Origin of the sequence: Oleiagrimonas sp. C23AA (genome assembly GCF_011759385.1) — a bacterium.
Lineage (GTDB): Bacteria > Pseudomonadota > Gammaproteobacteria > Xanthomonadales > Rhodanobacteraceae > Oleiagrimonas.
Genome location: NZ_JAARLY010000001.1, coordinates 14,805 through 40,761, shown reverse-complemented (window position 1 = coordinate 40,761; position 25,957 = coordinate 14,805). Strand labels below are relative to the sequence as shown.

The 25,957-nt window shown below is 64.9% G+C and carries 23 protein-coding genes; 15 read left to right on the top strand and 8 right to left on the bottom strand.

Translation table 11 applies throughout. The features are described from left to right. Positions 1–29 precede the first annotated feature (29 nt). The 4 genes from HBF24_RS00195 to HBF24_RS00180 form a co-directional block, all read right to left on the bottom strand. A complete protein-coding gene (locus tag HBF24_RS00195) occupies positions 30–635 on the bottom strand; it encodes a cytochrome c (RefSeq protein WP_167167188.1) in 606 nt (201 codons plus the stop codon). Between the two features lie 78 nt (positions 636–713). Beyond that, positions 714–1,598 carry a copper resistance protein B gene (locus HBF24_RS00190; protein WP_167167185.1) on the bottom strand — a complete coding sequence of 295 codons (885 nt, stop codon included), beginning with the start codon at positions 1,596–1,598 and terminating at the stop codon, positions 714–716. Next, on the bottom strand, positions 1,595–3,412 hold the full coding sequence (locus HBF24_RS00185; protein WP_167167182.1) for a copper resistance system multicopper oxidase: 1,818 nt from the start codon (positions 3,410–3,412) through the stop codon (positions 1,595–1,597). Before HBF24_RS00185 ends, HBF24_RS00190 begins: the two co-directional genes overlap by 4 nt. A gap of 89 nt (positions 3,413–3,501) precedes the next feature. Continuing rightward, positions 3,502–3,858, bottom strand: a complete 357-nt coding sequence (locus tag HBF24_RS00180; protein ID WP_167167179.1) for a hypothetical protein — start codon at positions 3,856–3,858, stop codon at positions 3,502–3,504. A 273-nt stretch (positions 3,859–4,131) separates the two neighbouring features. Between HBF24_RS00180 and fumC the strand changes: the two genes are divergently transcribed. The 10 genes from fumC (at position 4,132) to HBF24_RS00130 (ending at position 14,234) form a co-directional block, all read left to right on the top strand. Then, positions 4,132–5,586: a class II fumarate hydratase gene (fumC, locus tag HBF24_RS00175; protein ID WP_167167176.1), complete on the top strand. Its 1,455-nt coding sequence runs from the start codon at positions 4,132–4,134 to the stop codon at positions 5,584–5,586. A 53-nt stretch (positions 5,587–5,639) separates the two neighbouring features. Next, positions 5,640–6,014 (top strand): succinate dehydrogenase, cytochrome b556 subunit, encoded by a 375-nt coding sequence (sdhC, locus tag HBF24_RS00170; RefSeq protein WP_167167173.1) that lies wholly within the window; start codon positions 5,640–5,642, stop codon positions 6,012–6,014. A 13-nt stretch (positions 6,015–6,027) separates the two neighbouring features. Then, on the top strand, positions 6,028–6,738 hold the full coding sequence (gene sdhD, locus HBF24_RS00165) for a succinate dehydrogenase, hydrophobic membrane anchor protein (RefSeq protein WP_167167170.1): 711 nt from the start codon (positions 6,028–6,030) through the stop codon (positions 6,736–6,738). Between the two features lie 14 nt (positions 6,739–6,752). Next, positions 6,753–8,546, top strand: coding sequence for a succinate dehydrogenase flavoprotein subunit (gene sdhA / locus HBF24_RS00160; RefSeq protein ID WP_167167167.1), 1,794 nt, complete (start codon positions 6,753–6,755; stop codon positions 8,544–8,546). A 10-nt stretch (positions 8,547–8,556) separates the two neighbouring features. Then, the gene (locus HBF24_RS00155; protein WP_167167165.1) at positions 8,557–9,336 is read left to right on the top strand and encodes a succinate dehydrogenase iron-sulfur subunit; all 780 of its coding nucleotides are present in this window, start codon (positions 8,557–8,559) and stop codon (positions 9,334–9,336) included. A gap of 654 nt (positions 9,337–9,990) precedes the next feature. Next, a complete protein-coding gene (locus HBF24_RS00150; protein ID WP_167167162.1) occupies positions 9,991–10,212 on the top strand; it encodes a hypothetical protein in 222 nt (73 codons plus the stop codon). A 65-nt stretch (positions 10,213–10,277) separates the two neighbouring features. Beyond that, positions 10,278–11,975, top strand: coding sequence for an NAD-dependent malic enzyme (locus HBF24_RS00145; protein WP_167167159.1), 1,698 nt, complete (start codon positions 10,278–10,280; stop codon positions 11,973–11,975). Positions 11,976–12,024: 49 nt separating this feature from the next. Further along, on the top strand, positions 12,025–12,870 hold the full coding sequence (rlmJ, locus tag HBF24_RS00140) for a 23S rRNA (adenine(2030)-N(6))-methyltransferase RlmJ (RefSeq protein WP_167167156.1): 846 nt from the start codon (positions 12,025–12,027) through the stop codon (positions 12,868–12,870). A gap of 50 nt (positions 12,871–12,920) precedes the next feature. Further along, positions 12,921–13,466 (top strand): Slp family lipoprotein, encoded by a 546-nt coding sequence (locus HBF24_RS00135; RefSeq protein ID WP_240922021.1) that lies wholly within the window; start codon positions 12,921–12,923, stop codon positions 13,464–13,466. An 81-nt stretch (positions 13,467–13,547) separates the two neighbouring features. Further along, positions 13,548–14,234, top strand: a complete 687-nt coding sequence (locus tag HBF24_RS00130; protein WP_167167153.1) for a DUF4386 domain-containing protein — start codon at positions 13,548–13,550, stop codon at positions 14,232–14,234. A 169-nt stretch (positions 14,235–14,403) separates the two neighbouring features. Here the strand turns inward: HBF24_RS00130 and HBF24_RS00125 are convergent, their stop codons facing one another. Next, positions 14,404–15,312 carry a cation diffusion facilitator family transporter gene (locus tag HBF24_RS00125; RefSeq protein WP_167167151.1) on the bottom strand — a complete coding sequence of 303 codons (909 nt, stop codon included), beginning with the start codon at positions 15,310–15,312 and terminating at the stop codon, positions 14,404–14,406. A gap of 178 nt (positions 15,313–15,490) precedes the next feature. Between HBF24_RS00125 and HBF24_RS00120 the strand changes: the two genes are divergently transcribed. From HBF24_RS00120 to HBF24_RS00110, 3 genes are all read left to right on the top strand, one after another. Continuing rightward, on the top strand, positions 15,491–16,132 hold the full coding sequence (locus HBF24_RS00120) for a GNAT family N-acetyltransferase (RefSeq protein WP_240922019.1): 642 nt from the start codon (positions 15,491–15,493) through the stop codon (positions 16,130–16,132). 175 nt (positions 16,133–16,307) lie between these two features. Continuing rightward, positions 16,308–19,766 carry a transcription-repair coupling factor gene (gene mfd, locus HBF24_RS00115; protein WP_167168640.1) on the top strand — a complete coding sequence of 1,153 codons (3,459 nt, stop codon included), beginning with the start codon at positions 16,308–16,310 and terminating at the stop codon, positions 19,764–19,766. 554 nt (positions 19,767–20,320) lie between these two features. Then, the gene (locus HBF24_RS00110; protein ID WP_167167148.1) at positions 20,321–21,262 is read left to right on the top strand and encodes an alpha/beta hydrolase; all 942 of its coding nucleotides are present in this window, start codon (positions 20,321–20,323) and stop codon (positions 21,260–21,262) included. Between the two features lie 154 nt (positions 21,263–21,416). Here the strand turns inward: HBF24_RS00110 and HBF24_RS00105 are convergent, their stop codons facing one another. After that, positions 21,417–22,235 carry a DUF1206 domain-containing protein gene (locus HBF24_RS00105; RefSeq protein WP_167167145.1) on the bottom strand — a complete coding sequence of 273 codons (819 nt, stop codon included), beginning with the start codon at positions 22,233–22,235 and terminating at the stop codon, positions 21,417–21,419. Positions 22,236–22,377: 142 nt separating this feature from the next. On the opposite strand from HBF24_RS00105, the gene HBF24_RS00100 reads away from it, so the two are divergent. Together HBF24_RS00100 and HBF24_RS00095 are read left to right on the top strand one after the other, a co-directional pair. After that, the gene (locus HBF24_RS00100; protein WP_167167141.1) at positions 22,378–23,073 is read left to right on the top strand and encodes a DUF4396 domain-containing protein; all 696 of its coding nucleotides are present in this window, start codon (positions 22,378–22,380) and stop codon (positions 23,071–23,073) included. 30 nt (positions 23,074–23,103) lie between these two features. After that, positions 23,104–23,610 (top strand): GFA family protein, encoded by a 507-nt coding sequence (locus HBF24_RS00095; protein WP_167167138.1) that lies wholly within the window; start codon positions 23,104–23,106, stop codon positions 23,608–23,610. 88 nt (positions 23,611–23,698) lie between these two features. On the opposite strand, the gene egtD is transcribed toward HBF24_RS00095, so the two are convergent. Next, a complete protein-coding gene (gene egtD, locus HBF24_RS00090) occupies positions 23,699–24,676 on the bottom strand; it encodes an L-histidine N(alpha)-methyltransferase (protein WP_167167135.1) in 978 nt (325 codons plus the stop codon). Next, a complete protein-coding gene (egtB, locus tag HBF24_RS00085; RefSeq protein WP_167167133.1) occupies positions 24,673–25,944 on the bottom strand; it encodes an ergothioneine biosynthesis protein EgtB in 1,272 nt (423 codons plus the stop codon). The genes egtD and egtB overlap by 4 nt, the downstream gene beginning before the upstream one ends. Between the last annotated feature and the right edge of the window lie 13 nt (positions 25,945–25,957).

Below are 25,957 nucleotides of genomic sequence, written 5' to 3'. Positions count from 1 at the left end.
GCGTGTAGCGCGTGTTGGCGATCGCGGCATCAGCGTGTCGACGTCGCCGGGGCCGGGGTGACAGCGGGGGTTGCGGCAGGTGCGGTGGAGGCGGCCGCCGGCGCATCATCGTCGTCGTCATGATGACCGCCCACCTTGGCCACCCACTGCTGATAGACCTGCGGCGACATCAACGGCAACTGGCGCACGAAGGCCACCATGTCCCAGATTTTTTCGTCCGAATGGGTCTTGCCCCAGGCCGGCATGGCGGTGAGCTTGATGCCGTGCTTGATCACCCAGAACGCCTTGCGCGGATCGATGGCGTGATCCATGGCGGCAAAATCCGGCGGCGTCGGATAAAGGCCCTTGCGCATTTCACTGTCATGCACGCCCGGCGCCAGATGACAGCCGGTGCACATGGCAATGTAGTGCTCGGCGCCCTCATGCAGCCGCGCCGGGTCGTTCAGATCGGCCGGCACCGTCACGCTATCCAGGCGATGGTCGATGGAACGCTCGCGCAGTTGGGTGATCAGTGCGCGAGTCACATTCCAGTGCGGCGCATCGGCACCGATGTCGTAGAGGCCGGAAAACACGAACGCCAATCCAGCCACCAGTACCAGCACCACGATCGATAGCCACTTCGTCAGCACACGCATGGGTTGTCCCCTTGTCTCGCCCGGATGCCGGCCGCGCACATGCGCGACCAGCATACAAGAACCATCCAGCGTGATGGCTCAGTACCACCACCTTACACCCGCCACCCAGCGCCACTGCCCTGGCGACTGGCCATCGGCGCGCGCCAGGGCCGCCGTACCAGCAAAACGCCGCTTATAGCTGGCGCCGATGTAGGGCGCAAAACGCCGGGTGATTTCGTAACGCAGTCGCAGACCAAACTCGGCGTTGGCCAGCCCAGCCCCCAGGTGCCGGGCAGCATCGGCCTTGCCATAGGCGTTCAACTGGATTTCTGGTGTCAACACCAGGCGTTGTGTGAACAACAGTTCGTATTCGAACTTCACCCTTGCCGCCGTGCGCCCGTTCTGGCCGGCATAGAAAGTGGCCGTGGTTTCAAACCAGTACGGCGCCAGCCCCTGCACACCCACGGCGGCCCAGGTGCGCGACGGGCCTTCGCCCAGATCGTGGCGCACACCCACCTGCGCGTCCCAGAACGGCGCGTAGGCATGGTCGTAAAGCACCTCGACGCTGGCATCTTCAAGCTTGCCGTCGCTGCGCTCGCCCTCGCTGCGCAACCAGAGTTTGTTGAGATCGTGCCCGATCCAGGCTTCGCCATCCCAGCTTTGCCCATGCGAACCGGCGCCCCCGGTCTGCTCCAGTTCGTCGAACTTGACCATGCTCAGCAGCGGATCGCCGTCCATATGCATGACATCGCTCATCTCCTGATGCGTCAGCGGTGGCATGGGGTGCTGCGGCGGCGGTGGCGGCACATGATCGGGGTCGGTGGCCGCCGTCTTGCCCTTGGCGGTGGTGGACGAGTTGGAAGACGTCGAGGTTGCCTTGGCGTGGTGGTCGTGAGCATGCGCATCGGGCATGGCCATCTGCATCTGCGCATGTGCGCCGGCGGCAAGCCCCAGCGCGACGGTGAATGTGAGTACTTGCCTCATGCCACCACCACCTCGCGGAACATGCCCGCCTCCATGTGATAAAGCAGGTGGCAGTGATAGGCCCAGCGCCCCACAGCATCCGCGCTGACGCGATAGCTGACCTGCTGCGCCGGCTGCACGCTGATGGTGTGCTTGCGCAACTGGAACTGGTGCCGTGGCGATTCCAGCTCGCTCCACATGCCGTGCAGGTGGATCGGGTGCGCCATCATGGTGTCGTTGACCAGGGTGATGCGTACCTGCTCGCCATGCTTTAGCCGCAGCGGCTGTGCGTCGACAAACGGCGTACCGTTGAACGACCACATGTAGCGATCCATGTTGCCGGTCAGGTACAGGCGGATCTCGCGACCGGGTTCGCGCGCATCGACCGGGCCGCCAAGCGTGTGCAAGTCGGCATAACTGAGCACGCGCCGGCCGTTGTGACGCAAGCCGGCACCGGGATCGTCCAGATTGGTGCGCGGCCGGCGCACACGCATGGCCACGCCCGGTCCGGCCTTCACCGGATCGGATGGCGCCACCACCGGCGGCTTGGCCTGACCACCGGGCATGTCGCCCATGGCGATGGGCTGCATGTGGCCGTCGTGCGCCATGGCCATGTTGTCGTGCCCGCCGCCAGGCATGGCGTGCGGCATCGACATCTTGCCGTGGTCCATGCCGTGCATGGAGGACATGCCGGCCATCGGCCTATCGCCCATCATGTCGACCATGGTCAGCACCGGGCGCGGGTCCATCGGCGGCACCTCGGCCTGCATGCCGGCGCGCGGCGCCAGCGTGCCACGCGCAAAGCCGGAGCGGTCCATCGATTGCGCGAACACCGTGTAGGCGCCGTCGCCCGGTTCCACCAGCACGTCGTAGCACTCGGCCACACCCATGCGGAACTCGTCCACGCTGACCGGTTCCACATCCTGGCCGTCGGCGGCGACCACCGTCATCTTCAGGCCCGGAATGCGCACATCGAAGAAGCTCATCGCCGAGCCATTGATGAAGCGCAGACGCACACGCTCGCCCGGTTGGAACAGCCCGGTCCAGTTGGCCGCCGGCGCGGTGCCATTCATCAGATAGGTGTAGGTGTAGCCCGATACGTCGGCCAGGTCACCGGTGGTCATGCGCATGCGTTGCCACATGCGGCGACGCGCCAGCGCCTGGTCCAGTCCGCGCTTGCCGACATCGGCCAGAAACTCACCCGCCGTGGGCTGGCCGAAGTTGTAGTAGTCGGCCTGCTTCTTGAGCGTGGCGTAGATCGCCTCCGGGCTGGTGTCACTCCAGTCCGAAAGCACGATCACGTGTTCGCGGTCGGCGGCAACGCGCTCGCCGTCACGCGGCTCGATCACGATGGGGCCGTAGGTGCCGGTCTGCTCCTGAAAGCGCGAGTGGCTGTGATACCAGTAGGTGCCGCGCTGGTTCACGGTAAAGCGATAGGTGTAGCTGCCACCCGGCGCGATGCCGCGATAGCTAAGCCCCGGCACGCCGTCCATGTCGGCCGGCACGATAATGCCGTGCCAGTGCATGGAGCTGGGCACATCCAGCGCATTGCGCACATGCAAAGTCACGGCGTCGCCCTGGCGCCAACGCAGCAGCGGCGCCGGCACCTGGCCGTTCACCGCGGTGGCGAAGGCGCGATGACCGGTGAAATCGACCGGCTGCATGCCGATGCTCAGATGAAACTCGGTGCCGCTGAGCACCGATGGGTCGGGGGCGGTGGCGCTCATGGCGCGCACGCTGCGCGCCACACCCAAACTGGCGATGGCGGACGCGGCCGCCACACCCTGCACGAATCGCCGCCGCGACAGGCGCGGGCGATCAACAAAACGGTTCATCACTGGTCTCCGTCAAAACAGGCGCGCATCACCTGGCGCACCCATTCCACCTGCACGCAGCGCACAGGCGGCCTTGGGGCTAAAGGCCCTTAAAAATCGACGGATTCATAGCGCGGCGGTCGCAACGGCGGTGCCCGCGACACCGGAGGGATGCCCGGCATGGCCGAGCGCGTCACCAGAGCCGGCGCGGCGACAAAAGCCAGCACCGGCGGTGAGCAAAACAGCACCCCCGAACACACACCAAGACACTGGCAGCAACTGGCGCTCATGGCATGAGCGTGATGGTGCGGCGCCTGCATGGCCATCTGCGCCGACGAATCGTGGCCGGCCGACACCATGGCCGGTACATGCGCCAGCGCGTGAGTAGCCATGCCCAGCCACGCCACTATCGCCAGCACAAACAGGCCGGCAAGCAGGCGATGGCGTTGGCGCGTGCGGTAGAGCATGGCCAAAAGCATAGGCGTGCGCGTGCTGTAGCTCAAGATTGTGTGAACAAATCCACCCCCGTGCTGCATACGCTTTGACCACACCGCCAGGCGCAGCATGAAGGCGTTGCCCCGCTGCCTTTGCCGGCGCGGCAGCGCTTGCAAGCAAGACCATCGGACAGCGGCCACGCCGTGCCATTTCCGCTCACCGAAGGCCTTTCTGCGCGCGCAAACGTCCTCAAACCGAATACGCGCCGCTTGCCATCACGCACCCAGCCACATCGGAGGCCAGGCATGACATCGCACCCATCCGCATCGTTCCGCGACTTACCCATCGGCATCGACGCCGACGGCACGCGCACCGAGACCGATTCCATGGGCGAGATCGAGGTGCCGGCCGATGTCTACTGGGGCGCGCAGACGCAGCGTTCACTGGTGCACTTTTCCATCGGCCAGGACCGCATGCCCAAGGCCGTCTACCACGCCTACGGCTACGTAAAGAAGGCCGCCGCCCAGCTACACCGCAAGGCCGGGCGCATGGAGGCCAAAGTGGCCGATGCCATTGTCCAGGCATGCGAAGAAACCATCGCCGGCCAGCTCGACGACAGCTATCCGCTGTACGTGTGGCAGACCGGCTCGGGCACGCAGACCAACATGAACGTGAACGAGGTGGTGTCCAACCGCGCCATCCAGTTGCTGGACGGCCAGCTGGGCAGCAAGCAGCCGGTGCACCCCAACGATCACGTCAACATGGGGCAATCGTCCAACGACAGCTTTCCCACCGCCATGCACATCGCCACGGTGCAGGCGCTGGAAGAGAGCCTGTTTCCCCAGGTGGAGGCGCTGGCCGAAACCATCGAGAAAAAAGCTGGTGGCTGGATGGATCGGCCCAAGATTGGACGCACCCACCTTCAGGACGCGGTACCGCTGACGGTGGGTCAGGAATGGTCGGGCTTCGCCGCGCAACTGCGCGATGCCATCACGCGCATGGAGCAGGCCCGGGACGGGCTGTTCCGGCTGGCAGCAGGCGGTACCGCGGTCGGCACCGGTCTCAATGCCCCCGAGGGCTTCAGCCGCGACATGGCCGAGCAACTGGCCACGCTCACCGGGCGCCCGTTCGAAACCGCGCCCAACAAGTTTGCCGCGCAGGCCTCGCTTGACCCGATGGTGGCGGTGATGGCCTCGCTGCGCGGCCTGGCCGTGGTGCTGATGAAGATCGCCAACGACCTGCGCTGGCTGGCGTCAGGTCCGCGCTGCGGCATTGGCGAGCTGGAGCTTCCGGCCACCGAGCCGGGCTCGTCGATCATGCCAGGCAAGGTCAATCCCACGCAGTGCGAGGCCATGGTGATGATCTGCATCCAGGTAATCGGCCTGGACAACGCGGTGGCGTTTGCCGGCAGCCAAGGCAATTTCGAGCTCAACGCCATGCGCCCGATTCTCACCGCCAATGTGCTCAATAGCATCGACACGCTGGCCGACGGCTGCGACAGCTTCCGCCGCTATGCCGTGGCCGGCACGGAACTGGCCGACGAGCGCATCGATCACCACCTGCAGCGCTCGCTGATGCTGGTCACCGCACTGAGCCCGGAGATCGGCTATGACAAGGCGGCCGAAATCGCCCACAAGGCGGCCGAGGACGGCAGCACGCTGCGCGAGGCCACGCTGGCACTGGGCTACCTGGACGCAGAACGTTTCGACGCCATCGCCGACCCGGCGCGCATGACGGGCAACGGCGTTGGCGGCGCCTGAGGGTTCAACGGCATGCGGCCGCTGAGACGGTCGCCGCTTCACGGAGACAAGTGATGAGTCGACCGATTTCACCGCACCTGACCTGGTACAAGCCGCAAATCACTTCGGTGCTGTCGATCATGCACCGCTTCACCGGCATCGCCCTGGCCGCCGGTGCCCTGGCACTGGCCTGGTGGGTGGTGGCCGTGGCCATCGGCGGCGAGGTGTTCACCGGCACCACGGCCGTCTATACGTCCGTGATCGGCCAGATAGTACTGGCGCTATGGACGCTGGCACTGGCCTTTCATATGTCCAACGGCATCCGTCACCTGTGCTGGGACGCCGGCTGGGGTTTTCAGATGCGCCAGGTACGCTCCAGCGGCTGGCTGACTCTGGCCATGACCGTGATTCTCACCGCCCTGGTCTGGGTGTTCGTGCTGCTGGTCTGAGAGGAGCCACCCCATGAGCGAACGCGACACGAAAGACGACGACGACAAGGAAGAAGGCAAAGGCCATTCCGGCCAGGAAAGCGGCGCTTCCAAGGAAACCAAGCAGCAGGGCAAGGATGCCAAGCAAAGCGGCCAAAAGGATAACGACGCCTCGTCCGACAAGGATGGCAATCAGGATAAAGAGGCATCGAACAAGGACGACGATTCGGACCACTCGTCCCGGAAAGACGCCGGCAACAAGGATGACGACGGCAGTGACGGCAATGATGACGACAGCGGCGGGAGCGACGACGACGACGTCATCAAGGTCGCGCGCACGCCGACCGATCCATCGCTGCTCTCGCAGCTCAAGCACAGCCAGCAGTTTCGCCACGCCAAGGGCCTGGGCTCGGGCCGCACGGGCGCAGCCATCTGGAGCGTGCAGCGTCTGACCGCGCTGGCGCTGATTCCGCTGGCGATCTGGTTTGCCGTCAGCGTGGTGCTGCTCACCCACGCCTCGCACACCGATGCCGTGCACTGGCTGGCCTCGCCGGTGCGTGCGGTACTGCTGGCGCTGTTCATCGTCATCGCGCTGCGCCATGCCGTGATCGGCCTGACCATCATTCTTGAAGACTATGTGCGCGGCTACGCCCTGCGTACCGCCTGCGTCCTGGTGCTCAAGGGTGCGGCCCTGGTCATTGCCGCCGCGGTGATCGCCGCGCTGATCCACCTCACTTTCGCCTGAAGGACCCCACCATCATGGCAAGGCCTTATCACATCGTTGACCACGCCTTCGACGTCATCGTGCTCGGCGCCGGCGGCGGCGGTCTGCGCGCCACCCTGGGCATGGCCGCCACCGGCCTGAAAACCGCCTGCATCAGCAAGGTGTTCCCGACCCGCTCGCACACCACTGCCGCGCAGGGTGGCATCGCCGCGGCGCTGGGCAACATCATGGAAGACGACTGGCACTGGCACATGTACGACACCGTGGCCGGCTCGGTCTGGCTGGGCGATCAGGACGCCATCGCCTACCTGTGCCACGAGGCCATTCCGGCGGTGATCGAGCTCGAACACATGGGCGTGCCGTTCTCGCGTACCGACGACGGGCGCATCTACCAGCGCAAGTTCGGCGGCCACACCACGCACTGCGCGGAAGGCGAGATGGCTGCACGCTCGTGCGCGGCGGCCGACCGCACCGGGCATTCGATCCTGCACACGCTGTATCAGCAATGCCTGAAGCACAAGGCGCAGTTCTTCATCGAATACTTCGCCATCGATCTGCTGATGGACGATGACGGCCAGTGCTGCGGGTTGATGGCCTTCAGTCTGGAAGACGGCACCCTGCACCGCTTCCGCGCCAAGCAGACGGTGCTGGCCACGGGCGGCGGCGGACGCGTGTTCGAATCGTGCACGTCTGCGCACACCTGCACCGGCGATGGCAATGCCATGGCGCTGCGCGCGGGGCTGGCGCTGCAGGACATGGAATTTGTGCAGTTCCACCCCACCGGCCTGCACGGCCCGGGCTGCCTGATTACCGAAGGTGCGCGCGGCGAAGGCGGCTACCTGACCAACTCCGAAGGCGAGCGCTTCATGCCCAAGTACGCGCCGCACGAGAAAGACCTGGCCAGCCGCGACATTGTCAGCCATGCCGAGGGCGTGGAGATGCGCGAAGGCCGCGGCTGCGGCGAGAACGGCGATCACATCCTGCTGCACCTGGAAGAGATCGACGACCAGACACTGGAGAAAAAGCTGCCCGGCATCCTGGAGACGGTGCGTATCTTCAAGGGCATCGATGCGCGCAAGGAGCCGATTCCGGTGGTGCCCACCGCGCATTACTGCATGGGCGGCATCCCCACCAATCTGCACGGTGAGGTGGTCAACCCTCGCGGCAACGACAAGAACGCCACCGTGCCAGGCCTGATGGCCGTCGGCGAAACCGCCTGCGTCTCGGTGCACGGCGCCAACCGGCTGGGCACCAACAGCCTGCTCGACATCATCGTCTTCGGCCGCGCCGCGGCGATGCGCGCGGCCGAGGTGGTCGACGCCGACGCCGACGTGCCCAAGGCACCGAAGGATTGCGAGGAACGCATTCTGGATCGCTTCGACGCGCTGCGCCACAACGCTGGCGGCGAAAAGGCCGGCCAGGTACGCGCCAGGATGCAGCACATCATGCAGACCAACTTCGGCGTGTTCCGCAAGCAGGACACCATGCAGGAGGGGCTGGACGATCTGGACGAGATGCACGGCGAGGTCGACAACATCGGCTGCACCTCGCCGGACATGACCTGGAACATGGAACTGGTCACCGCGCTGGAAGTGCAGAACCTGTTCGAACAGGCCTCGGTGCTGGCCCATTCCGCCCTCAATCGCACCGAATCACGCGGCGGCCACATCCGCGACGACTACGAAGACCGCGACGACGATCACTGGCTCAAGCACACCACCGCCTGGCGTGACCGCGACGGCAGCGTGCGCCTCGGTGATCGCCCCGTGCGGCTGGATACCGGCCGTGACGATGCCGACACCTTCCCGCCCACCGAACGCAAGATCTAGGAGTGCTCCCATGGCCGAACTGACCCTGCCCACCAACTCGCGCGTGCAGAAGGGCAAGACCTGGAAGCACGAAGGCAAGGCAAAGCACCTGCGCAAGTTCGAGATCTACCGCTTCGACCCGGCGCGCGACGCGCTGCCGCGGCTGGACACCTTCGAGGTGGACATGGACGACTGCGGACCGATGGTGCTGGATGTGCTGCTGAAGATCATCGACGAGACCGACCCGTCGCTGGCGGTGCGCCGTTCCTGCCGCGAAGGCGTGTGCGGCTCGTGCGCCATGAACATCAACGGCAAGAACGGCCTGGCCTGCCTGACCCATGTCGACGACCTGCCGCGCGGCAGCATTCGCCTGTCGCCCCTGCCGCACCTTGAGGTAATCAAGGACCTGGTCGGCTCGCTCAGCCGCCTGTATGCGCAATACGAGATGATCCAGCCGTGGCTGAAAAGCGACGAGGCGCCGCCCGAGCGTGAACGCCTGCAATTGCCCGAGGATCGCGACAAGCTCGATGGCAATTCCGAATGCATCCTGTGCTTTTGCTGCGCCACCGCCTGCCCCAGCTACTGGTGGACCGGCGACAAATATCTGGGGCCTGCCATCCTGTTGCAGGCCCACCGCTGGCTGGTCGACAGCCGCGATGACCACACCGGCGAGCGATTGGACCAACTTGACGACAGCTACCGCCTGTACCGCTGCCACACCATCATGAACTGCACCAGCGCCTGCCCGAAGGGCCTGAACCCGGCCGAGGCCATAGCCGACACCAAGCGCATGCTGGCCAAGCGCCGCTAGGCGCGGGCGAAAGGAAAAAACGTGGCGCAAAGCCGACTGCGTGAAAGGCGCTACGCAAAGCGTGGCCACCGCATCGTCGGCGGCGAAATGACCGATAGCACAGGTGGCTCTGCATCCCGGTTGCGTCCGCCTTCCACGCGGCGGTGGAACTTGGTGTCCGTCCCGAGTTCCCAACACAAAAGGCCCCCCAACAAGGTGGACCATGGAACGGCAAATCACCAGACGCACGCTCGCCGCGCCCTTGCGGCGTGGCGCCGCTCTCGGCGCCACCTTATGGCTGCACGGCCAGTTGCTGCTGCTCCTGCTGGCCCCGCCTTCACCCAGGGCACACGCCCACACACGCCACCTGGCCCGGATCGTGCCCTGCTGGTGCGCATGATTCGGCCACGCAAAGCACCGGCGCCTCCCACGCGCACGGCTGAACCGATCCGTGCGCCACGCCATGTCCCCCCATCACACAGACACGTAACGAACACGACCAAGGCGGTCGCAAAGCCCCGCCAGCGAAGCTTTTCGTCACCACGACGCAACGCACTGAATCTACAGCTATCAACCCCCGTTCCGGCGCGCGCGCAGGCCACTGGGGCCTACCACAGCCCGCTGAACACCGCGCTCCATGCCTCGGAAAACACAGCGTCCTCACGCCTGCCGGGCATGGCTGCCACACCCCTGGCGGGAAATTTCCATGTACGAGCCCGTGCCCCGGTGAAGCACGCACTGCAGCAGATCGGCCAGTTCATGAACTGCAGCAAGGTGTTCATGCGCGAAATGAACGTCGGCCGATATAACCCATCCCACCTGCAACAGGTGTGGCAGCAGATGGGCTGCAGCGGCAAGCCCGACCGCGGCACGGTCACCGACGCCTTGCGTCATTGAAACGGATGGCCGCCGAAACATCCCTTTGACATGACATCAACGCGCGCCGGCGCACCCTAGGGGCCATGACCAGCCCACGCGATAGCTCCGATCATCTGGTGGTGCACAAGCAAGGCACCGAACTGCTTACCGACCCGCTGCTCAACAAGGGCACGGCGTTCACCGAAAGTGAGCGCGACACCTTTGCCCTGCACGGTCTGCTGCCGCCGCACATTGGCGACATGGAAGAGCAGATCGAGCGGCGCCTGGCGGCCATTCGCGAGCTAAAGCGTGATCTGGACAAATACCTGCAGCTGCGCAACCTGCAGGACTCCAACGAAACGCTGTTCTACGCGCTGCTGGAGCGGCATCTGACCGAGATGCTGCCGCTGGTGTACACGCCGACGGTGGGCAAGGGCTGCCAGACCTTTTCGCGTTATTTCCATTACCCGCGCGGGCTGTTCATCGGCTACCCGCAGCGCGACCGCATCGACGCCATGCTGGCGCATCCGCGTTTTGACAATGTGCGCGTGATCGTGGTCAGCGACGGTGAGCGCATTCTGGGCCTGGGTGACCAGGGCGCCGGCGGCATGGGCATTCCCATCGGCAAACTGTCGCTGTATACCGCCTGCGCCGGCATCGACCCGGCCACCACCCTGCCGGTGCTGCTCGATCCGGGCACCGACAATCAAGAGCGCCTGGATGACCCGCTCTATATCGGCTGGCGCCACCGCCGCAAGCGCGGTGAGGATTATGACGATTTCGTCGAGGCCTTCGTGCAGGCGGTCAAGAAACGCTGGCCGCACGTGCTGCTGCAATGGGAAGACTTCGCCCGCTCCAACGCGCAGCGCCTGCTCGATCGCTACCGCGAGCAGCTTTGCACCTTCAACGACGACATCCAGGGCACCGCCGCCGTCGCCGCCGGCACCCTGCTGGCCGCCGCACGCGCCACCGGCTCGGATCTCAAATCGCAGACCATCGTCATCTACGGCGCCGGTTCGGCCGGGTGCGGTATCGGCCGCCTGCTGGTGCACATGATGATGGAAGAAGGCTTGTCCGAGGACCAGGCCTGGGATCGCTTCTACGCCATCGACTCGCAGGGCCTGCTGCTGGACGATCAGGATCTGCCCGACTTCAAGCAACCGTTCGCGCGCCGCCGTGATGACATCAAGGGCTGGAAGGTCAAGGACAAGGACCGCGTGGCGCTGATCGACGTGGTCAAGCACGCCAAGCCGAGCGTACTGCTGGGCCTGTCCGGCCAGGGTGGCGCCTTCAACGAGGAAGTGATCCGCGCCATGGCCAAGCATGCCGAGCAGCCGATCGTGCTGCCGCTGTCCAACCCCGTCGCCAATAGCGAGGCGGCGCCGCAGGATGTATTGGACTGGACCGATGGCAAGGCGCTGGTCGGCACCGGCAGCCCATTCGACCCGGTCAAGGTCGATGGTCAGGAGTACACCGTCGATCAGGTCAACAATGCCTACGTTTTTCCCGGCGTCGGGCTCGGCTTGATGGCCGTCAAGGCCACCTACGTCAGCGATGGCATGTTTGCCGCCGCCGCGCAGGCGCTGGCGCACGCAGCCGATGTCGATCCGGATGGTCCGGCCACGCTGCTGCCGCCCATCGACAAGCTGCGCGACACCGCACGCACCGTGGCCATCGCCGTGGCCAAGCGCGCGCGCAAGGAAAAGCACTGCGAGCGCTTCGACGATCACGACCTGGAGGCCATGATCGACGCCTGCATGTGGCGCGCCGAGTACAAGCCCTACGCGCTGGCTGCCGACTGAACCGGCACAAGCGCCTATACTTGGCCGCCTAACCGCGGCCGAGCCTTTCATGAATTACCGTCACGCCTTCCACGCCGGCAATTTCGCCGATGTGCTCAAGCACGCCGTTCTGGTCGGCTTGATCGACGCGCTCAAGGCCAAGTCCAAGCCGTTCTGCTACGTCGATACGCATGCCGGCGCCGGACGCTATGACCTGAAAAGCCAAGAGGCACGCAAAACCGGCGAGTCCGAAGCCGGCATCGCACGCCTGCAAGGCGCCACCGATCTGCCGCCGCTGCTGCGCCGTTATCTGGAAGAAGTGAACCCGGTGCTGGAGGCCGGCTTCTACCCGGGTTCGCCGCTGCTGGCCGCACGACTGCTGCGCGAAGACGACGGCGCCGAGCTTTGCGAAGTGCAGGATGCCGAATTTGCCCAGTTGCGCGCACTGTTTGCCGATGATGCGCACATCCACGTGCACCAACGCGATGGCTATGCGGCCATGAAAGCCCTGCTGCCGCCAAAGCAAAAGCGCGGTCTGGTGCTGATCGACCCGCCTTTCGAGGCCCAGGAAGAAGAGTTCCGCGTGATCCGCGCCGCGCTGGACACAGCACTGGCTCGCTGGCCCAACGCCACTTACGCCGTGTGGTATCCCATCAAGCAAGGGCGCGTGGTACAGCCTTTCCGGCGCTGGCTGGCCCAGTGCCCGGCCAAGAACGTATTGGATGTCGAACTGCTGCTGTATCCGGACGACACCCCGCTGCGCCTCAATGGCACCGGTATTGCCATTCTCAATCCGCCCTGGCGCTTTGACACCGTGCTGCACAACGCGCTGCCGACGCTGGGCCGGCTGCTCGGTGTGGATGGCACCGCGGCGCGTTACAAGCTCAACTGGCTGCGTCAGGAAGGCGACGCCTGAGCACCGCGCCGCTGTGACAGGTTCATGCATCGCCGGCTAAGCTCGGCGCCATGTCCGCCGATCACGCCACGCCCATGAAGCTGCCCCGTTCGCACCTTGCCCGTTCCCTGCCTGCCGCGCTCGCCGGCATGCTTGCGCTGGCGTTGACTGCCTGCACCCCGGCGCCCATCTACAAGTCGTCAGGCAACGCACCGATGGTGACCCCCGCCCAGGTGGCGCATACGCCTGAACAGTTTCACGGCCAGAGCGTGATCTGGGGCGGCCGTGTGATCGATGTGCACAACATGAGCGACCACACTGAGGTGGAAATCCTCGGTTACCCGCTGGATGGCTCTCAGCGCCCGCAACCGGGCGACATGGACGGCGGCCGCTTCATCGCGCAGCTGCCCGGCTTTGCCGAGCCACTGGACTACCCAGACGGCGCCCTGGTCACGGTACAGGGGAGCATCCTTGGCGTGCGCTCAGGTCATGTCGGCCAGGCGCCCTACGTGTTTCCGCTGGTGAAGGTCAGCGGCGCCCACGTATGGACCGCCAAGGAACTGCGGCAAGGTCACAATGTGCACTTCGGCATCGGCGTGGGCGTCGGTATTCACTGAAGGCTCGTTTGGCGGAAGCGGCGAGCGCTGCACCGACGTCGTATGCTGGGCGCCTGCCAAGGAAAGTCCAAGGAGCGCGGCATGATATCGAACAAGGCGCAGGGCCACTGGGCCGGTGTGTTGTATCTGGTGGTGGTGCTGACCGGCTTGTTCAGCCTGATGTACGTTCCGGCCCATCTTTCAGGGCTGGACCAAACGCATCAATCGCTGGCGCAACACGTGGCCGTAACCGCGGTATGGCGCCGGTTATCGATGGTGGTATTTGTCGTCGAGCAGTTGGCCTTTCTGTTGCTGCCCTGGATCTTGTTCAAATTATTGGCACGCGCCGGCCGGGGTACCGCGACACTCATGGTTGCCCTGGCCTGGATGAGTATTCCGATATCGCTCATGGCAGTGGTTCACCAGTTGGATGCCGTGCACTGGGCGGTCAAGGCCATGCCGATACCGTCGCGGCTGGACGAAGCCTTGGTGCGCATGGCGCTAGCCAGTGCGCGACACAGCCTGTGGCTGGCAGGTCTATTCTGGGGTTTGTGGTTGATCCCGCTGGGATGGCTCGCCATGCGCACTGGTCTGTTGCCACGCGTGCTGTGCGCATTATTGATGCTGGGTGGCTTGGGCTACCTGGTGGATCTGGCCGGAACCGTGTTGTTCCCCACCTACCCAGGCACCTGGCTGGCCGGTGGCATCATGGTGCCAGCCGAGCTGGGCGAGATCGGCGCGTGTCTATGGCTACTTGTTGCAGGTGGCCGCACATCCATCAAAGCATAGCCCCGAAGAACGCGCTCGCATGCACTCGTCCATCACCGGCTAGCGAATCGATGATTCAGGCGCCCCGCCGCGCGCCCGACCATATATGGCTACATGACGCCGAGTGTGGCTTGGGTCCCCTACCAGCAAAACCAGACGGCCTGCTGGCACACCGGGCAGAGGCCGATCATCAATCACGTACGTCCGGTTCGAAGAAGCTCCAGCGAATGTCCGGGAAGGAGGCTTTCATCTGCGCCTCGACGCGGTTGATGGCTTCGATCATCGCGCGTGGCGAGTCCGCCGGCGCCATGCGCGCCTTCACCGCCACCATCACGTCCGGCCCCATTTGCAGCGTGAGCAGGTTGAACACCTCGGCAATTTCCTCGCGCGCGGCGAGAAAGCGCTCCAGTTCGGCGCGCCGTTGTGGCTCGATTCCCTGACCAATCAGCAAGGCTTTCACCTCGATCGCCACGGCGATGGCAACCACCACCAGCAACACGCCGATGGCGATGGTGCCCAGCGCATCGAACAGCAGGTTGCCGGTCAGCATGGTCAGGCCCACGGCGATCAACGCCAGGCTCAGGCCGATCAAGGCCGCCAGATCCTCACCGAACACCACCAGCAACTCGCTGGAACGGGTTTCGCGAAACCAGCGCCACAGGCTACGGCCGTGGCGCTGCTTGTTGATTTCGCCCAGGCAGCCGGCCAATGAGGTGCCTTCGGCGAGCACACCAAACAGCAATACACCCAGCGCCAGCCAAGGCCAGCGCAGGGCCTCCGGATGCGAGAGCTTGTGAATGCCTTCGTAGATGGAAAACACGCCGCCCACCGAAAACAGCAGCAACGCGACCAGGAACGACCAGAAATACAGCGCCCGCCCCCAGCCCAGCGGATAGGCGCTCGATGGTGGCTTGGCCGCCTGACGCAGGCCCAGCAACAGCAACCCCTGATTGCCGCAATCGGCCAACGAGTGCACGGCTTCGGCCAGCATGGCGCCGGAGCCGGTGAAAATGGCGGCCACCAATTTGGCGATGAAAATGGCCAGATTGGCGCCCAGCGCCAGAAAGATCGCGCGCAGCGATGAGCTGTGTCCGGACATGCGGTAGTGCTTTCCCCATGGGATCGACCCGGCAGCGGATCGAAGTCCCCCGAGTCTAGGCTCGCGCTGTGCTGGCGTGAAGTAGTGGTGCGCCGCGTCTTGGGTTGCCTGATGGCCCAGTCCACACTGAGGACCAAAAGATCTGGACGCCGCGAATGTTGCATCGCACAATATACGCATGAGTACGGTTCGCACGCTGCGCCAGGACATGCCAGCGGCCGCGCCGCTGGACAAGGCGCCGCTGCCGCCCCCGGCATCGCGCCGCTTTGCCAAGGTGCAGGTGGCGCCGCTGCCGCGCGGCGAATCGGTAAGCCTGCCCGATGGTCGCCAACTGACACTGCGCCCCATTGCGCCGCAGGATGTGGCCGCGTTGCAGCGCTGCTTCCAGCGCCTTTCCGCGGAGGAAATCCGCCTGCGTTTCCTGCATCCGATGTCGCAGCTGCCCGAGCCCATGGCAAGGCGCCTGTGCGAACTGGACGATGCCTTCGAAGCCGCCTTCGTACTGATGGACCCCAGCGGTCCGCAGGAGGAAATGCGTGGCGTGGGGCGCATCTATATCGACGAGGCCACCAACGGCGCCGAGTTCGCAGTGCTGGTCGAGCATGGCTGGACCGGACGCGGCCTGGGCGCGCTGCTGATGCAGCACCTGGTCGATGAATGCCGCCGCCGCGGCGTCGATGAAATCTGGGGCTACGTGCTGCTGGAAAACCGCCCCATGCTCGATCTTTGCCGCCATCTGGGCTTCAAGCGCCGACCGGCGGTGAACGAGCCGGGCACCACGCTGATCGCGCTGGCACTGGACGAGACAGCACAAGCGTAGCCAGTCGCACCGGATCGGTGTGCGTTAGCGCTCGCTCAGGCCACCCGGCACGCCGACAGCGCCGGCACACCGACAGCGTGTTTACACACGCCTGCTAGAATGGGCGGTCTTGTCTTTCCGGGCCGTGCGCGCATATCCACGAGGGCGCATGCGCCCCCGTCACGATCGGATCCAGATGCCAGCCTCGCTGATTGCCCCCACGCTTCCTTCCTCGCCCAAACAGCGCGCCTTCTGGGTGACGCCGCACGGCTCGGCCAAGGCGCTGGCCGTGATCGAGGCCGCCCGCGCCCACAATGGCCTGGTAGTGGCGGTGACCCGCGACAACCTGCGCGCGCATCAGCTGGAGGATGAACTGGCCGTGTTTGCCGGCGATCTGCCGGTGCTGCATTTTCCGGACTGGGAGACGCTGCCGTACGATCTTTTCAGCCCGCACCCGGAAATCGTCTCGCAGCGCGTGGCCACCCTGCATCGCCTGCCCAGCGTCAAGCGCGGCGTGCTGGTGGTGCCGGTCGCCACGTTGATGCAGCGCCTGGCGCCGCGCAGCTATATCGCCGGCTCCGGCCTCTCGCTTCAACTGGGCCAGACGCTTGACCTTCAGGCCGAGCAGCGGCGCCTGGAATCGGCCGGCTACCGGCACGTGCCGCAGGTGGCCGAGCCGGGCGACTTCGCCGTGCGCGGCTCGCTGATCGACATTTTCCCGATGGGCGTGGCCGAGCCGTATCGCGTCGAGCTGTTCGACGATGAGATCGAATCGATCCGCACCTTCGATCCGGAAACCCAACGCTCGGCCGACAAGGTGGACGTTGTCGAGCTTCTGCCGGCGCGCGAATTCCCGCTGACCGATGCGGCGGCCAAGGATTTTCGCAACAACCTGCGCGCGCGCTTTCCGATCGACCCGCGGCGCTGCCCGATCTACCAGGACATGAAGGAAGGCGTCACGCCGGGCGGCATCGAGTACTACCTGCCGCTGTTTTTCGAGCACACCGAAACGCTGTTCGATTACCTGGACGCGCAAAGCCTGATCGTACTCGGCGAGGAGGCGCTGGAGTCGGCCGAGCACTTCTGGAAGCAGACCGCCGATCGCTACGATCAGCGCGCGCACGATATCGAACGCCCGATCCTGCCGCCGGCCGATATCTACCTGCCGCCGGAAGCCCTGCGCGAGGCGCTGAACCAGCAGCTGCGCGCCGAGATGGTGCCGGCCGGACGCGAGCACGCCGTGGACCTGGGCTCGCAACCGGCGCCACAGGTACCGCTCAACGCCAAGGGCGAGGATGCCGGCACCGGCCTGAAGCGCTTTGTCGGCGCCTACAGTGGTCGCGTGTTGATTGCCGCCGATTCGGCCGGCCGCCGCGAGGCGCTGGCCGACCAGCTGGCCGAAATCGATCTGCGCCCGCGTCCCGTCGAATCCTGGGCCGACTTCGTCGCCGGCAAGGAAAAGCTGGCCATCACCGTCGAGCCGCTGGACCAGGGCTTTGCGATCACCGATCCGGCGCTGACGGTGCTTACCGAACGCGAGCTTTATGGCGAGCGTGTGCGTCAGGATCGGCGCCGACGCCGTGGCGCGGCCGCGCGCGATCCGGACACCATCATCCGCGATCTCACCGAGCTTTCCATCGGCGCGCCGATCGTGCATATCGACCACGGCGTGGGCCGCTACCAAGGGCTGGTGGCGCTGGATGTCGGCGACGAGCCGGCCGAATTTCTGGCCATCGAATACACCAAGGGCGACAAGCTCTACGTGCCCGTCGCGCAATTGGGCTTGGTCAGCCGCTACACCGGCACCGCACCGGAACTGGCGCCGCTGCACTCGCTGGGTGGCGACGCTTGGGAAAAGGCGCGCAAAAAGGCCGCCGAGAAGGTGCGCGATGTGGCCGCCGAACTGCTGGCCATCTATGCCCAGCGCGAGGCGCGCCAGGGCGTGTCGGTGGAGTCGGACAAGGCCATGTACGCCGATTTTGCCTCGCGCTTTCCCTTTGAGGAAACGCCCGATCAGCAGCTGGCCATCGAGTCGGTGCTGGCCGACCTGGCACGACCGCAGCCGATGGACCGCGTGATCTGTGGTGACGTCGGCTTCGGCAAGACGGAGGTCGCGCTGCGCGCGGCGTTCGTTACCGCGCTGGCCGGCAAGCAGGTCGCCGTGCTGGTACCCACCACCCTGCTCGCCCAGCAGCACTTCCAGAACTTTGCCGACCGCTTTGCCGACTGGCCGATCCGCGTCGAAGTGATGTCGCGCTTCAAGTCGAAAAAAGACATCACCAGGGCCATGGAAAAGCTGGCCGAGGGCCAGATCGACGTCATCGTCGGCACCCACAAGCTGTTGCAGGGCGATGTGAAGTTCAAGGATTTGGGGCTGGTCATCGTCGACGAAGAGCAGCGCTTTGGCGTGCGCCAGAAGGAACAGCTGAAAAAGCTGCGCGCCGAGGTCGATCTTCTGACCATGACCGCGACGCCGATCCCGCGCACGCTCAACATGTCGATGAACGGCCTGCGCGATCTGTCCATCATCGCCACGCCGCCGGCCCATCGCATGGCAGTGAAAACCTTGATCGCCCAGCACGACCCGGCGCTGATCCGCGAAGCCATCCAGCGCGAACTGGCGCGTGGTGGCCAGGTATATTTCCTGCACAACGAAGTCAGCTCCATCGAGCGCAGTGCGCGCGAGCTGGAGGAGCTGATGCCCGAGGCGCGCGTGCGCATCGCGCACGGCCAGATGCCCGAGCGCGAGCTGGAACAGGTGATGCTGGACTTCCACCGCCAGCGCTTCAACGTGCTGGTGTGTACCACCATCATCGAAACCGGCATCGACATCCCCACCGCCAACACCATCATCATCGACCGCGCCGACCGTTTCGGTCTGGCCCAGCTGCATCAGCTGCGTGGCCGCGTCGGTCGCTCGCATCACCGCGCCTATGCCTACCTGATCGTGCCGGACAAGCGCGCCATGACTGCCGACGCCGGCAAGCGTTTGGAGGCACTGGCTTCGCTGGAGGAGCTGGGCTCGGGCTTCACCCTGGCCACGCACGATCTGGAAATCCGCGGCGCCGGCGAGCTGCTGGGCGACGAACAGTCCGGGCAGATCCAGGAAGTGGGTTTTGGCCTTTACAACGAGCTGCTGGACCGCGCCGTGCGCGCGCTCAAGAGTGGCAAGCTGCCCGACTTCGACCTGACCTCCGAGCACGAAACCGAAGTGGTGCTGCACATGCCGGCACTGATTCCGGACGACTACCTGCCCGATGTGCACACGCGCCTGACGCTGTACAAGCGCATTGCCAGCGCGCGCGATGATCAGGGCCTGCGCGACCTGCAGGTGGAGATGATCGACCGCTTCGGCCTGCTGCCCGATGCCGTGCGACACCTGTTTGCGGTCACCGAGCTGAAGCTGCGCGCTACCCCCTTGGGGATTCGCAAGCTGGAATTTGGCCCCGCTGGCGGACGCGTGCTGTTCCGCGAGCAGCCAGAGATCGATCCGATGGCGATCATCCGCCTGGTGCAAAGCCAACCGCGCATCTTCCAGCTGGAGGGGCAGGAAAAGCTCAAGATCCAGATGGAGCTGGAAGAGCCGGCCGAGCGCATCCGCACCGCGCACGAACTGCTCGACCAGCTGTCCGGCCGCAAGCGCCGGGCGACCTGAGGCGTTGACCGCGCTCAGGGCACTTGGTGCTGCACGTCGCTGGACCCCTGCTTTCGCAGGGATGACGGCAGCTTGGTGCTCAGCGGGTTCGGCTTCGGCTTCGACGACTGACGACTGACGACTGACGACTGGCTACTGGCTACTGGCTACTGGCTACTGGCTACTGGCTACTGGCTACTGGCTACTGGCTACTGGCTACTGGCTACTGGCTACTGGCTACTGGCTACTGGCTACTGGCGAGCCGAGGGTGGCGGGGGCACGGATATCAAGTGCCCTCTACCCTCCCCGTCATGCTAGCGAAAGCTGGCATCCAACGCCTCAACGCGCAACGTCACACACTTGCGCCAGCGCCTTGTCACAGGCTGCGAAGTGTTCGCCCTTTTAGGCCCCTGCCCGCGTTTCGCCCGTTTTACGTCATCAAGGTGGCGGCGTGTCGCGCCACCATGACGCTTGCGCCCGTGCGCGGCCACACGTGGCAGCCGGCACGCACGCGCTTGGCCGCGAGGCATGATGGCCTTGCCAAACACCGATCACACAAAGAGGGGAAACTGACGATGAAAGTACTGTGGGTGATGCTGTGCGCACTGCTGGCCACGGCCACCGTGCATGCCAGCCCAAAGGTATGGCAACCGGAAGGCCATCATGTGCAGATACCCATATGGCCGGGTACGCCTCCCGATGCGCAAGCCGTGCCGGGGCCGGAGAAAATGGCGGTCAGCAAGGGCACAGTCGGTGGCAAGCCTTACACCTGGATCACCAACGTGACCCGCCCAACGATGACGGTCTATCGCCCCAGCGGACACAACACTGGAGCGGCCATGGTGGTGTTTCCCGGCGGGGGCTTTCAGATTCTGGCCATCGACCTGGAAGGCAGCGAAATCTGCCACTGGCTCACGCACAACGGCATCACCTGCGTGCTGCTCAAGTATCGCGTGCCCGGCCCCACTTACGACTGGCACTGCGATTGTCGCCCGCACAATTTTCAGACCCCCACGCTGGCGCTGGATGATGCCCAGCGCACGCTCAGCCTGGTGCGTTATCACGCCCAAAAGTGGCATATCGATCCGCACAAAATCGGCGTGATCGGCTTTTCTGCCGGCGGCTATCTGGTGGCCGAAGCCAGCACGCGCTACACGCATCGCCTCTACAAGCCGGTGGATGCGGCCGACAAGGTCAGCATGCGGCCGGACTTTGCCGCCGCCATCTACCCCGGCCATCTGGACAAGGACGGCACGCTCAACCCCAATGTGCCGGTCACCCGCGACACGCCGCCGACCTTCATCGTGCAGGCCGAAGATGACGATGTGGATGGCGTGCAGCAGGCGCTGACCTACTTCGACGCGCTGAAAAAGGCCAAGGTACCCACCGAGCTTCACATCTACGCCCACGGCGGTCACGCCTTCGGCCTGCGCCCCACCAAAGACCCGATCACGCATTGGCCCACGCTGATGAAAACCTGGCTCAAGACCATTGGCGTGCTCGAAAACGCCACTTGAGCCGATTCAAAAAGGGCAGTAGCCGATGGACAGGGATGTCTTGAGGCGCTTTGTTCAGCGCATGCAGCGTTTCCAGATGGCGCCACGGGCCTTGCCATGCTCCAGAGAGCGGAGCTCGGTTGGGTTCAGCGCTGTGCGAACCGCCCAGACGTCATCAAAGCGGGTCAATCGGGCGAATGAATACCTGGATGAGCTGGAAGATGCCGAACGCGGTCAAGCCCAGCGCCGTGGCACCCAACAGCCAGGGGCCATAGGGTTGATGCCGCAGCGTTTTCAGCGCACCGGCCAGGCCCTGGGCGTGGTTATCGTGAGCGGTCCAGGCCGCATGAATGAGCAGGCCACTGGCGGTACCGAAAGTCAGCGCGCGGGCGATGATGCCAAAGCCGCCGATCCAGACCAGAGGCCGCCAGCGCCCCTCGGCCACGCCCAGGCGCTCGCTCAGATTGCCCGAGAACATGCGGATCAACTCGCTGATGGCGAAGATGCCGATACCCAGCCCGACGCCGCCAATCATCCAGCGCCCCATCGGCCAATGCATCACCGCCTGGGTCCAGTGCGCCTGCGCGCGGCCGTGGGTGTCGTTGGGGTGGATGCCAAATGCATGCGCCAGCGCATCGCAGGCCAGCACCGCGTAGAACGCGCCGCTGAAGAAATACACCACGCGCTGCAAGAATCGCAGCGCCGGTTCGTCGCGATGCTCGGGGTCGAAAAGCGCCTGCAACACACGCCAGGCGGCGTAGGCGCCAAGGCCAACCGCCAGCGGCACCAACAGAGCGGGCCCGGCCACAAAGTGCTGCAGTCGCGCCATCGCGCCGCTGGAATCGGACGGCGGCTTGGATGGATTGAGCGCACCGTTGAGCGCCAGCGTCCCCAGCATCAGGTACACCGCGCCCTTGGCCGTCAAACCGGTACGCGCTGTCCAGCGCACCCAGGGCGCGGCGCGCGCTGAGCTGTCCGAATCGCTATGGCTCACGGTCCCTCCATCATCCGCGTGGAGCCCCCATCATGCAGCTCGCAGCTGAATAGGCGCTTGGGCGCCCGCCGCGTATTGACGCCTGGTTGACCGTGGCACCACTAGCCTCGTTGCTGTAGTGGAACGCAGCTGGAGGCCCGAGATGCCCGAGTGGCTTACTGTATTGGCCGAACTTTCCTTGGTGGTCGCGGTGCTGTGCGCGGCCATCATCGCCATCGACATTGCCCGTGGTTATCGCCAGCACATGAGCATCATGAACGTGGTGTGGCCGGTGACCGCGCTATATGCCGGCCCGCTGGCGCTGTGGGCGTATTTCCGGATTGGCCGGCTGAAATCCCATCCGGTGATGAACGCGGCCAAAGAGCGTGGCGAGGAACCACCGGGGAAGGACAAACCCTTCTGGCAAAGCGTGATGCTGGGCGCCACCCATTGTGGCAGCGGCTGCTCACTGGGTGACCTGATCGTGGAATCGTTCCTGATCGCGGTGCCGCTGACGCTGTTCGGCAGCGACGTCGCCGCCAGCTGGACGCTGGACTACATCGTCGCCTTCGCTATCGGCATTGCCTTTCAGTACTTCTCCATCAAGCCGATGAGCGACGACTCGGCCGGCAGCGTGCTCAAGCAGGCGATCAAGGCCGATACGCTGTCGCTGACGGCCTGGCAGGTCGGCATGTACGGCTGGATGGCCATCGCCATCTTCGCCATTTTCGATCACCACCTGCCCAAGACCGGACCGGTGTTCTGGTTCATGATGCAGATTGCCATGCTGGCCGGCTTCGCCACCGCTTCACCGGTCAACGCCTGGTTGATTCGCCGCGGCATCAAGGAAGCGATGTAAGCCCCTCACCCGCTCTCCCGGAGGTCCATCATGCATCTTGAAGGCTCCTGTCATTGCCAGCGCGTCACGTTTTCCTGCGAGGCCTACGCGCCGGTGCCGTACATGCGCTGCTACTGCTCGATTTGTCGCAAAACGGCCGGTGGTGGCGGCTACGCCATCAACCTGGGCGCCCGCGCCGACACGCTGCAAGTAAACGGCCGCGAACACCTTTCGGTGTATCGCGCGCAGATCACCGAGAACGGCGACACCCGCACCAGCAGCGGCCAGCGCCACTTCTGTCGTCACTGCGGCAGCGCGCTGTGGCTTTTCGATCCCAACTGGCCCGAGCTGGTGCATCCGCATGCCTCGGCCATCGATACGCCGCTGCCCGAAGCACCCGAGCGCAACCATATCCTGCTGGACTCCAAGGCCAACTGGGTGCCGGTGCCCGAGGGCGAGCACGAATACCACTTCGAGCATTATCCGGACGAATCGCTGGCCGCCTGGCATCGCCGCCACGAGCTGCTCGATGGCGAGGTGCCCGATTCCGCCGAGTAGGCCGATGGCATTGAAGCCCAAAACAAAAAGCCCTCGCCGTGGTTCACGGCGAGGGCTTTTTTAAGATCCGGGATGACTGGCCGGCGCTCTACTCCGGCGCGCGCTCCAGGCACTGCAGCGCGAACATGCGCTCGGGGTCGGTCCAGGAATGGGTGACGCGCAGGCTAGCGCGGGCGGCCAGCCGTGCGAACGAGGCCTGCGAGTACTTGCAGCTGTACTCGACCAGCATCGCTTCGTTGGGCTCGAAATGGAACGTGCGCCCGTCGATGTGCACGTCCTGGAAACGCTGACTGACGATATGCGTCTCGATGCGCTCGGCCATCGGGTTGAACTGCGCGCGATGGCGGAAACCATCCAGGTCGAAATCGGCACCCAGCTCGTCGTTGAAACGACGCAGCATATTCAGGGTGAACGCCGCCGTGATGCCCGCCTTGTCGTTGTAGGCGGCCTCGATCACCGCCGGCTCCTTGACCAGATCCACACCGATCAGCGCCGCGCCATCCTCACCCATCTCGGCGCGCATGATGCGCAACAGCGCGGCGGCATCGCGCGCATCGAAATTGCCGATGGTCGAGCCGGGAAAGTAGATCACGGCGCGTTCGCGCGCGCGACTGGGGCGCGGCAACGTCATCGCTTCGGTGAAGTCGGCACACACCGGCAGCATTTCCACATTGGCAAACATCTGCCCGAGGCGCTCGACCGAGGCCATCAGCGCGCTGCGCGAAATCTCCACCGGCACGTAACCGACCGGATCGTCCAAATGCTGCAGCAGCATGCGCGTCTTGATGCCGCTGCCGCTGCCGTATTCGACCAGCTCCACACGCGGCCCCAGCGCCCGCGCAATATCGCCGATGTGCGCGCGCATGATGGCAAGCTCGGTGCGGGTCAGGTAGTACTCGGGCTGCTCGCAGATCTGCTCGAACAGCGCCGAGCCATGGGCATCGTAGAAATACTTGGAAGAAAGCCGCTTGGGCTGGCGTGACAGCCCATCCAGCACGTCGCCGCGGATGTCATCGGGACTGGGATGCAGGTCGTGCAGGCGAACGGCGTACGCTGGTGAACTCATGACACGTCTCTCCCTAGGCGGATACCCATGAACTGCCAGCGATCGGCAGGGTAGAAAAAGTTGCGGTAGGTGGCGCGGATGTGACTGACCGGCGTGGCGCACGAGCCACCCCGCAACACCCACTGGCCGCACATGAACTTGCCGTTGTATTCGCCCAGCGCGCCTTCCAGCGGCTTGAAGCCGGGATAGCTGACATAAGGGCTTGAGGTCCATTCCCAGACATCACCGAACAACTGGCTGACGCCCTCGGAAGGCTCATCGGCGGGCATCGGCTGCAGCAGATCATCGTCCTGAAAATTGCCGCTGATCGCGGCCTGTGCGCTGGCCAGGTGTTCCCACTCATCCTCGCGCGGCAACCGCGCGCCAGCCCAACGGGCAAAGGCATCGGCCTCGAAATAGGAAACGTGGCACACCGGCGCGTGCGGATCGATGTCACGACGCCCCCCTAGCGTGAATTCGCTTTGCAGGTCGTCGGACCAGTACAGCGGATGCGCCCAATCCTGACGCTGCACGACATCCCAGCCTTCGGCCATCCACAGCGTCGGCGTGCGATAGCCGCCCTCGTCGATGAACTGACGATATTCGGCATTGGTAACCGGGCGCTGCGCTATCTGGTGCGGATGCAGCAAGCTCGGATGACGCGGGCCTTCATTGTCGTAGGCAAAGCCGACGCCCGCGTGCCCGGCTTCAATCACGCCCGCGTGACCGTCGACAAACGACAGCGGCGAGGCGGTGGCGCGGCGCTGCGCAAGATCGTCGCGGTAGGCCGGCTGCAGCGGGTTGATCGACAAAAGGTGCTTGATGTCGGTCAGCAGCAACTCCTGATGCTGCTGCTCGTGGTTGAGACCCAGCGTGACCAGAAACGCCACCTCCGGTGACACCTCGCCGGCCAGCGCCTCGGCCATGGCCGCATCGACGTGTGCGCGGTAGGCCATCACCTCGCGCAGACTGGGCCGCGACAGCAGGCCGCGTTGCGGGCGCGCATGCATTGGTCCGACCGACTGATAGTAGGAGTTGAACAGAAAATCCCACCGCGGCCGGAATGGCTTGAAGCCCTCGCGCCGGGACAGGATGAACTGCTCGAAAAACCACGTGGTATGGGCCAGATGCCACTTTGCCGGCGAGGCATCGGGCATCGACTGCACCACGGTGTCTTCAGGAGACAACGGCTCGCACAACGCCGCCGTGCGCTGGCGCACCTGCGTGTACTGGGCGCCCAGCCCGGCAGGCTGAGGCATGGTGGCCGAGAGGTTCGGCAAGGCATTCATGCGGACACTTCGT